We start from the raw sequence: 9567 nt of genomic DNA on the forward strand, positions 1-9567 counted from the left end.
CCTGCAGCAGCGCCCGCTGCACCTCCCTGCCCCGATCGTGGATCAGCTCCTCGAGCGCGTCGGCTGTCGNCCCCGCCGCGGCGCTGCCCGCCAGGTCCGCCTCCAGCGCGGAGTACAGTGCACGCGCCGCCGCGAACAACCCCGCCCGNGCGGCTTCCGTCGCTACTCTGCGCCTGGCTCTGGGTGCCAGCCAGCGCCCGATCGGCCTGGGCGCACCACGAACATGGTCCCTCGGCGACAGGCCATCGAGCACAGCATCGAAGTCCGTGCACGACCGGCTCGACACCCCAGGTCAGCGGACGCTCCGGCTCGGCCGGGTCGCCGGTGTTGACCTCCAGGCCGTGGATGAACGCGAACATAGCTCGGCCAGGCTGACAGCCGCGCCACGACGATCGGCCCCTCGGCAATGACCTCGTGCCAGGCCTCCGCATACCGACAGGCAAGATTCTCATCGACGGAGGCAATGACGTCGACCGGTGCCGCCGCGCGGACCGGAGATCCTCCACATAGATCAGGAGGACTATTCAGAACCCTTCAATCAAGATCCTTAGCGGCGCCCTGCCCTACGACAATGCATGATCTAGATCATCTGAGCTGAGAGGCCTGGATAAGCCTCCTCGTAGGTGCCCCTGATCGAGGACAGCACGGCCGGCGAGCGCGGTGACCACCAACGTTCACGAGGTCGGATCCGCATGATCGCGCAGCGGCCGAACTGTGGGAAGCCAGGCACGGTTCAGGGACCGCAGACCGTACTCAGGTCCCCCAAATTCACCGGCCGTCGGCTAGGACAGTTCGGCTAGGACGGTTTAAGTAGGTACGGCGATGGTCCAGGGCAGAGGTGGAGGGGCCGATGCAGGACGGATGGCTGGGACGGCTCACCAGAGCGTTCCCCGACGACCCCGGGCTGATCAACCTCAAGGCGGCCGTCCGGGTTGCCTTCATCGCCCCCACGCTGCTGGCCGTCACCTATCTGGCTGGTGGGGACGTGCGGCTGAGCCTGTTCGCCTGGTTCGGCGCCTACACCCTGCTGGAGTTCATCGACTTCACCGGGCCGACCAAGACCAGGCTGTTGGCCTACGTCGCGTTCGTGCTTATCACCGTCTCGCTCATCGTCATCGGCGCGTTGTGCTCCCGGACACCTTGGCTGGCGGCACCGGTGACCGCGCTGGTCGCCCTGGTCGTGCTGTTTTCCGGGGTCCTCAACGCGTATTTCGCCGCCGCCGGACGGGCCACGCTGATGGCCTTCGTCCTGTCGGTGATGACGCCTGGCCCGGTGTCCGCCATTCCGGAACGGCTCGCCGGCTGGGGGGCCGCCATGGTGGTGGCCGTCACCGCGGCCATGGTGCTGTGGACGGAGCGGCCCCCAACACGGCTGCGTGCCGCGCTGGCCCAGGCGTGTCGGTCGATGGCCGCCGGGGTGGCGTGGACGACCATGCCTTTTCCGCAGTCTGACGGGACCGGGGCGGACGGGACCGGGGCGGACGAAGTTCCCCGGATCTGGACCGACGTGTTCCACCTGCGCCGCAGGTTCGCCGAGACCGCGCACCGGCCCAGCGGTGTCGGCGGGCGCACCGCGGCGCTGGGGNATCTCGTCGTGGACGTCAACTGGCTGGTCCCGTTCGCCGAACCGCGTGCGGACCGGAATCGGATCGCGGCGGCATGCTTCCCCCGCGAAGCTGCCGAGATCCACACCGCCGCCGCTGCCACGCTCGCCGCCGCGGCCGATCGACTCGACCGCGGTCCACGGCCGAGCGAGAGGCTCGGCCTGGACCGTTTGGAGCGGGCTGAGCGGAGGATGCGCACGGCCCTGCTGGACTACCTGGAGGGGCAAGTCAGCCGGCCGGCGCCGGACGCTGACGGGTGGAGCGCCCGATCGGCCCAGAAGATGGATGATCTCGTGGTCGCCGAGTCGGAGCAGCCGCCGGCGGACCTCGCGATCGCCGAGGCGTTCCGGCTGCGCAGGCTGGCCCGGGGGACCCGGGAGCTGGCGACGAACGTGCTGCAGGTGACCGCGCCGGCACCGGCGCTGCGCTCCTGGGTGCGGCCGCGTGGCTGGCCCGCCAGGCTAAGGCGGCTCACCCGGCGAGGCGCCGCCGCCACCGATCTGGCCGCCGGATATGCCAGCATCCGGTCGGTGTGGTTCCGCAACAGCGTCCGCGGCGCCGTGGGGCTCGCCCTCGCTGTCGCCCTGGCCCAGAACACCGAGGTGCAGCACGGCTTCTGGGTCGTGCTGGGTACCCTGTCGGTGCTGCGGTCGAACGTGGTGGCGACCAGCTCGACGATCCTGCGGGACCTGCTGGGCACCGGGATCGGCATTGTGGTGGGTGGCCTGTTCGTCGCCCTGATCGGTACCCACACCGTAGTATCGTGGCCGCTGCTGCCGCTGGCTGTGTTCGTCGCCGGCTACATGCGACGGAAGTCGTTCTTCGCGCTGGGCCAGGCAGGCTTCACCGTTGCCATCCTCATCCTTTTCAACATCGTTGAACCATTAGGCTGGCGGGTGGGGCTGGTCCGCATTCAGGACGTTATGATCGGCTTCGGGGTTAGCCTGGCCGTGGGAGCGCTGCTGTGGCCGCGAGGAGCGGCGGCGGTAATCCGGCACCGTGCCGCCGCGGCCTATCGGATGGGCGCGGCTTTCCTCGCCCTGGTCGTCATGCGGGCACCCGGTGATGACGATCCGCCCAGCGCCCGGCCGCGAACCTCGCCCTGGCTGGACCCGGCCTATACCGACATGTCGGGCCATCCGGACGGCCCCGCGGACACCATCGGTGTGCTCGTGAGCCGGGTCGGCGCCTCCCGAACAGCCGGCGCATCCCAAACAGCCGGCGCATCCCGAACAGAGGACGCCGACACCGCGGGCTCGGACGATGCGGCCCTCCGCCGTCCCAGCCGGGACCAGCAGGTGGCCGCCGCGGCCCGCGATGCCATCCGCGCCGGGCGGCTGCTCGACGACGCGGTCCGTCAGTACCTGTCGGAGCAGCCTGACGGCCGGCTCGACGTCGACGCGCTCATGACCGTCGTCGGCGGGGCGCTGCGGCTGCGCCGGACCGCGCAGCTGCTGCACGCCGGCGACGTGCCCTGGCCGGCCGACATCCTGCGGGCCGGGGGCGGCGTCAACATGATCGCCTCGACCATAGAGATCTCCGCCGCGCTGCCCGATCTGGCCGCAGCCCAGGAAGCGGTCACGGTGGAGACGACCGAGCTGTGCGACTGGTATCTGCGGTTCGCCGAGGCACTCGGCGGCGGCAAGCCTCCGCCGCCGGCAGACCCGAACCCCACTCCTGGCCCGGCCAGCATGGCGGCGCTGGCCGTGGTGCGCCATGGCGCCGCCGCGCACCGACGCCCGGAACTACGCGCCGGCGTGGCGCTCGCAGCACGCGCGACCTATCTCGACATCCTGCGTGGTCTGCAACCGATGCTCACTGACGCGGGCCTGGCGCTCGTTCACCAGGGCCCCGCTGGACGCCGCGGCTGGGCGGCCGACGTACGACCCCGGCGGACTCGCCGGATGCCACGCTGATGAACCCATCCGTTCGCTGACTTCGTTACGGTCGCCCGTCGTGGCGCAGGTGCCCCACCTGCGCCACGACGGCCGATCAGTTCACCTGGGCGTGCCGCCGGCCATCGGGCGCCGGGACGAGCCGGCCGCAGGCCGCCGGGTCGGTCGCCTCCTCGGGCAGGGCCGGATTGAGCTCGCTGCGGCCGGGGCCGTCGTAGCGGCCGTTGTGGCTGAAGTCGACACCGTGCTGTTCGATCACGCCCTCACCGGCCCGCAACTGCGCGGCGACCGCCGGGGTGACCGTGAACGTGCGGTGGTAGGTCGCATTCCCAACCGGGAACCTCGCCACCGCCAGCTCGCTGGCCGGGCTGGTGTCGCCGGACGTGGTCAGCGACACCGCGACCGGGCCACGCCACGGGTTGCCGTCAACGGTCCGGAAGTGGCCGTGGACGCCGGTGCCGGTCACGTTCGGCGGTGGACAGACGTGGCGGCCACCGATATGGATGTGCTGCGCGTGCGGCAGAGCCGGCGCCAGCCCGCGACTGAAGATCGAGATGGTGAGTTGGTCGCCCCGCAGGATCGCGGTAGCGGTGCTGCGGGCGCCGGAATGGTTCAACGGCATGAGTGTCGCTTGAAGGAAGGTCTCCGCGGCGCCGGAGCCGGGCGTCGGCCCGCCGCGGCCACCGTCGGCGGCCGCGGGTGTCGCGGCAAGCGCCGACAAGACCCCCAGCCCGACGGCAGGCAGCAGCACCTTTCGAATCAACTGACTACTCACAGTCATGAAGTCATAGAAGGACGTGGGCCCGGACGCGTCAAATCGACCGACCGAAACCTGCGGGGTGCCAGAACTGGGTCATCGGCGTTGATCTAGGCTTTTAGGCGGCCCGTTCGTATTCGTTGATCAAGCCGCCGAGGGCGGGGCGACGTGTGGTCCTTTTCTTGGTCAGATCAGCAACGGGCTGGTCGGGCCGTGGTGGCTGAAGATCGCGGCTACGGTGGGGCGTCGTTCGCTGTAGCGGGCCGCGTAGGCGTCCGCCTGGGAGTTCGGGGCGGGATCGCGACCGCGGTGATGCCGGCGTCGGCGAGGACCGCGTCGGCGAGGACCGCGTCGAACGATGCGGTGAGTCGAACGATGCGGTGAACTGTCCCGCCCGGTCACGGATCAGGAACGGACTTCGGGTGGATGCGGCGCAGCACTGCGACCTCGTGCCGCAGCACGAGCAACTCGATGTCCTTGGATGCCGACGACCGGCCGAGCAGCACCAGCCAGCCCCACACACCCGAACGAAGATCAGACAGAACAGATAGAACAGATAGAACAGCCACACCGACGCAGGTGACCATGATGCCGGCAGCCGCGCCGCACATCGTCCCAGCTCACAGGCCCAAGCCGACTTCTGGCGCCCCACAGGCCGGCCGAGAGTACATGTCCCAGCAGTTGATCCGCCGCTATTTGCGATGATATACCCTAAAATCGGTAGCCGAGGTTGGCCCACAGGCCACACTCCGACTGGATCTTCCTGCTTCGCCGGGTTCGCCCGGCCGAGCCAGCGTAAGGAGAGACGTGGCTGAGCAGCACAATGGCACCGGGAACCCGACGGGCCATTCGAAGATCGACACGACGACGCCGCATTCAGCTCGGATCTGGAACTACTGGATGGGCGGCAAGGACAACTACCCGGTGGACCGCGAGGCCGGCGACGCCTACATCAAGGTGTTCCCGGGGATCGTCACCCTGGCCAAGGAGTCCCGGCGGTTCCTCATCCGGGCTGTGGCCCACCTCGCCGGCGAGAGGGGCGTCCACCAGTTCCTCGACATCGGCACTGGCCTGCCGACGATGCAGAACACCCATGAAGTCGCCCAGCGCATCGCACCCGATTCCCGCATCGTGTACGTCGACAATGACCCGCTGGTACTAGTACACGCCCGCGCCCTGCTGGTCAACACCACACCGGAAGGTGTGACAACCTATCTCGACGCTGATCTCCACGATCCGGACCGGATCATTGCTGGTGCCAAGAACGTACTGAACTTCAACGAGCCGATCGTCGTCATGTTCATGGGGATCCTGGGGCACGTCGCCGACTTTGATGAGGCACGGGCGATCGTGGCGCGGGTGGTGGCCGCCGTCCCGTCCGGCAGCTATCTACTGCTGTGGGACAGCACCAACACCAGCGAGGGCTTCGACGAAGCCCAGCAGGGCTATGACGACACGGGCGCGGTCCCCTACATCCTGCGCAGTCCGGATCAGGTTGCCCGTTTCTTCGACGGTCTGGACCTTCTAGAGCCGGGTGTGGTGTCGATCTCGCAGTGGCAGCCGGACGGCGCCGAGGGCTTTGCCGCAGTGGATGGATACGGCGCCGTGGCCCGTAAGCCGTAGAATTGGATGATCTAACTTTTGAAGGTTTCGCGCGGCCCTACCTACCGATAACGGGGAAGTAACGCAACACGCCCGGGCCCCATCCCTATGTACTCCTCCGGGAGAAACGGCCGCCGCGCGTGCCGTTGCCCGCGTGGGATGGCGCCGACGGCGGGTCGTACGACCTCGTGGCCGCCCTCGCCGGCCGGCGCTGCGCGGGTACGCCGCCAGCGGTTTCACGGCGCCGATCCAGGTGCACCAGCGCAGGGAGGACGANCGCTCGCACCACGAATGCGTCGAGCGCCACACCGACCGCCAGACCCACCCCGAGCAGCTTCAGCGTGCGGGACGGCTGCGCCACGACCACCGACAACGCCAGGATCATGATGAGGTTCATGGTGAGGACGACGTGCCCCACGTCGGCGTGGCCGCGGCTGACCGCGTCGCCTTCGAGCGCCCGCCAGCCTGGCGCATCGGTTTCGCGCAGTCTGCTCAGCAGGCTCAGGTTCATGCCCGGGGATAGGCCGAACCCGACGACCAGCACGAAGACCAGGATGAACGGTTCGATCGGACCGGCCTGGAGGCCCAGTTTCCCGGCGAAACGGTCCTGCTGGAAGACCGTCGCCAGGACACCGACCGTCGCAAGGCCGCACGACAGCTCCGAAACGGCGAGCACGGCGGCGGTGACGCGCGAGGACGCCGTGAGGAAGGTCAGCGCGCCCACCGCGAGCAGGACCACGAACGCGAACATCGGCAGCGCGTCGCGGAAGTCCGCGGCCATGTCGGCGAACAACGCCGCCTGCCCGCCCACGTAAGCGCGGCTCACGGTGGGCCGCAGTACCGCCGGCAGGACGTCGTTGCGCAGTCGGTGCACCAGATCGTAGGAGTCCGTCGACCGGGGCCCCGCCTGCGGCAGTACCTGGATCAGGGCCAGGCCCGACTCGGGACTGTCGAACGAAACGTATGCGTGTTTGACCCCCGGCGTCGTGTTGAGGGCGGCGACGACGTCGGTCACGGCGACGGTCCGGCTGCCCTCCCCCCGGTCGACGACGACGAGCATCGGCCCGTTGAGACCGCTGAAGAAGTCGCGGCTGACCACGTCATACGCGCGTCGCGCGGTGGCCGACGTGGGCTCCGCGCCCGCGTCGGCGCCACCGAGCCGCAGGGTTACCACCGGTGCCGCCATGGCGACAAGCAGCACACACGCCACGGCCACGGCGACAGCCGGGTGGCGCCCCACCTGCCTGGCCCACCACGATCGCACGCCCGGCCGGTGCGGTAGGCCACGACCCGTCGTGGTCAGGGAATGCCGTCCGACCCAGCCCAGCATCCGGGTGCCGCCGAGGACGAGCAGCGCTGGCAACAGCGTGAGGGTGACCAGGGCGCTGAGCACCCCGGCCACCCCGGCCGCGAGGGCGACTCCCGTGAATGGGCCCAGGTCCAGCAGGAGCACGCCGGTCATCGCCACGCTCAGGCACACGCCACCGGAGGCCAGGGCGGCGACCGACTTCACCATCGCCTCGGTGGCCGCGTCGACCGGGCCCACACCCCGTGCCAACGCGGTCTGCGCCCGGTACACGACCAGGACGGACCCGCCCAGGCTGACCCCGAGGGCGATCATGCCGCCAAGCAGAGCGGCGAAGGGAGTAGTCAGGACATGGTGGGACAGTACTGTCGTGACGGCCACGGTGGTGACGGTGGCCATGGCCGCGACGACAGCGGCGATCATGGCGGCCACCCTCGAACGCAGGGTCAGGCACAAGACCGCCAGCGCGACGGCGAGAGCGGCCAGCAGCGGTCGGATCGGGACGCCGGCCGAGGTGAGCGCGGTCGCGCCCGGTCCGCCCAGCTCCACCTGAAGCTCGGGACCGCCGTAGGACCGGGCCGTGGCCGAGACCCGTTTGATCGCGCCGAGGTCGAGTTCGAGCGCCGACGCTTTCATGATTACCGGAGCCACCGCCGTGCGCCCGTCGGCACTGACCGGTGACACACCCAGCACCATCCTGCCTAGTGGTCCGAACGGGTCGGCGACGGTGAGTACCCCCGGCAGCTTCCCGACATCGGCGAGCAGCTCCTCGACCTGTCGGTGCACCAGCGGGTCCGCCAGCGTGCCGCGCCTGGCGTGCAGCACGATCTGTTCGGTGTCCGGCAGGACGCCGCCCGGAATCACCTTGCGCGCCAGATTCATTGCCCGCTGCGACTCGGAACCGGGAACCGTCACATCGTGGCTGTATTGCGCGTGACCCGCGATCACGAAGAACACCGCGGGCAGGAGGAGCACCGCCCACATGCCGACCGCGATCCAGCGACGGCGGGCACACAGACGTGCGACGCCTGTCAACGCAACGATCAGCATGGTTGGCCCTTCGCTATTTTGGACAACCTATCTCGCGGACAAGCAACGTCAATCACTCTTTGGTGGGGCTCTTTGGTGGAGCTCGTCGTCCGATAATTCTGGAGACGATTCACGGGAGACGGCACTTTACGGCGTTCCCGCACGCCTGGCCTCGTGCTCGACCGTACCGCCACGAACTGCCCGACAACCGCTGTGACAAAATTTGTTCACCGATTCCGGCACCACATTTTTCGGTGGCAAGAATGTGGACGGCGGTATCGGTGCCGCTCGGGGTACCCCGATGGCGGCGCTGACCGGGTCGACTGGGTCGACCGGGCCGAGCTGGAGCTCCTCGCCCGCTTCACGATCGAGGAGCGGGTGCCGACACGTCGACCGGTTGTAGGTGCTCGCCGGGTTCGCGCCGGGCAACCGGCGGGGCACGCCACGGGTACCCTTTTGATCTTGCCGGGCCGGCGGCGAACCGGCCGGTGGCCTCAGCGTCTCAGTGCGGCGGTCGGGNATCGTGAGATCGCCCGCCGGCGTGGCGCAATTGGTAGCGCACTCGACTTGTAATCGAGCGGTTAGGGGTTCGAGTCCCCTCGCCGGCTCCAGACAGATGGTCTCTGACCTGCGGTTTTGCGAAATCGAAGATCATCTATTCAAGATCGAAATGGGTTTGTGTGCGCATTGTGTGCGCATTCGGCAATTGTGTGCAGGGAACGATCATGAACGGGGTGTCCTCTCCGGGCGCCTGGGCCGGGACCTGCGGTCGCGACACCGCCCCGACGACGGTTACGTTCCGTTATCGCCTGCCGTTCTGAGGGCGGGTGGGATCGGCGAGAACGATGCGTGGCGGCTGACGGTAGCCGGTCCGCCATCCCACCCCACGCCACCGCGGCACGGGGATCGGACGTTCACGGCGCCGCCAGGGTCGATGGCGGCGCCGTGGACGTGAACATGGCGACGGAGCAAGCAACCCGGTGTTACAGATCTTGAATGGTCGGGGTCTGTTTGATCACATCCGGTCTGTCCGGGTATGACCCGGCCGTGTCCGACGCTTGTATCGGGCATGAGGTATGCGGATGGTNGCGGGCTTACCGCGCAGGGTCGTGCCCGTCGGGAAGTGGTCCGGGTGCAGGCGGCGGACCTNTTCGCCGCCGGGGTCGATCCGGTCGAGGTCGCCGGGCGGCTGCGGGTGAGTACGAAGTCGGCCTACCAGTGGAAACGGCTCTGGCAGGCCGGTGGCACGGCGGCGCTGGCCTCACGAGGACCCAGTGGTGCGTCATGCCGCCTGTCGGACAGTCAGCGTGACCGGCTACGGGTCGAACTGGACCGCGGTCCGGCCGCGCACGGCTGGCCCGACCAGCGCTGGAC

At 68.9% G+C, this 9567-nt stretch carries 6 protein-coding genes and 1 tRNA gene; 4 read left to right on the forward strand and 3 right to left on the reverse strand.

Annotated features, from left to right (window positions below; genetic code table 11):
• The first annotated feature begins 850 nt into the window (after positions 1-850).
• A complete protein-coding gene (locus ALLO2_RS14515) occupies positions 851-3520 on the forward strand; it encodes an FUSC family protein (protein WP_035732697.1) in 2670 nt (889 codons plus the stop codon).
• 76 nt (positions 3521-3596) lie between these two features.
• Here the strand turns inward: ALLO2_RS14515 and ALLO2_RS14520 are convergent, their stop codons facing one another.
• Both ALLO2_RS14520 and ALLO2_RS27315 read right to left on the reverse strand, forming a co-directional pair.
• Positions 3597-4280, reverse strand: coding sequence for a hypothetical protein (locus ALLO2_RS14520; protein WP_011438442.1), 684 nt, complete (start codon positions 4278-4280; stop codon positions 3597-3599).
• Positions 4281-4654: 374 nt separating this feature from the next.
• Positions 4655-4825, reverse strand: a complete 171-nt coding sequence (locus tag ALLO2_RS27315; RefSeq protein ID WP_232235107.1) for a hypothetical protein — start codon at positions 4823-4825, stop codon at positions 4655-4657.
• 238 nt (positions 4826-5063) lie between these two features.
• Here ALLO2_RS27315 and ALLO2_RS14525 point away from each other — a divergent pair, with 238 nt between their 5' ends.
• The gene (locus ALLO2_RS14525; RefSeq protein ID WP_011438444.1) at positions 5064-5879 is read left to right on the forward strand and encodes an SAM-dependent methyltransferase; all 816 of its coding nucleotides are present in this window, start codon (positions 5064-5066) and stop codon (positions 5877-5879) included.
• Positions 5880-5964: 85 nt separating this feature from the next.
• On the opposite strand, the gene ALLO2_RS14530 is transcribed toward ALLO2_RS14525, so the two are convergent.
• Positions 5965-8214 (reverse strand): MMPL family transporter, encoded by a 2250-nt coding sequence (locus tag ALLO2_RS14530; protein ID WP_035732699.1) that lies wholly within the window; start codon positions 8212-8214, stop codon positions 5965-5967.
• A 514-nt stretch (positions 8215-8728) separates the two neighbouring features.
• Between ALLO2_RS14530 and ALLO2_RS14535 the strand changes: the two genes are divergently transcribed.
• Positions 8729-8804 (forward strand) — tRNA-Thr (locus ALLO2_RS14535).
• Between the two features lie 458 nt (positions 8805-9262).
• Positions 9263-9567 (forward strand): helix-turn-helix domain-containing protein (locus tag ALLO2_RS14540; RefSeq protein ID WP_035732736.1); only part of this gene is annotated, 305 nt, incomplete at its 3' end.

Source organism: Frankia sp. Allo2 (assembly GCF_000733325.1).
Lineage (GTDB): Bacteria > Actinomycetota > Actinomycetes > Frankiales > Frankiaceae > Frankia > Frankia casuarinae.

Coding starts and splice junctions, on each gene's coding strand:
- ALLO2_RS14520 (WP_011438442.1), bottom strand. CDS start 4,280: ATGACTGTGAGTAGTCAGTTGATTCGAAAGGTGCTGCTGCCTGCCGTC.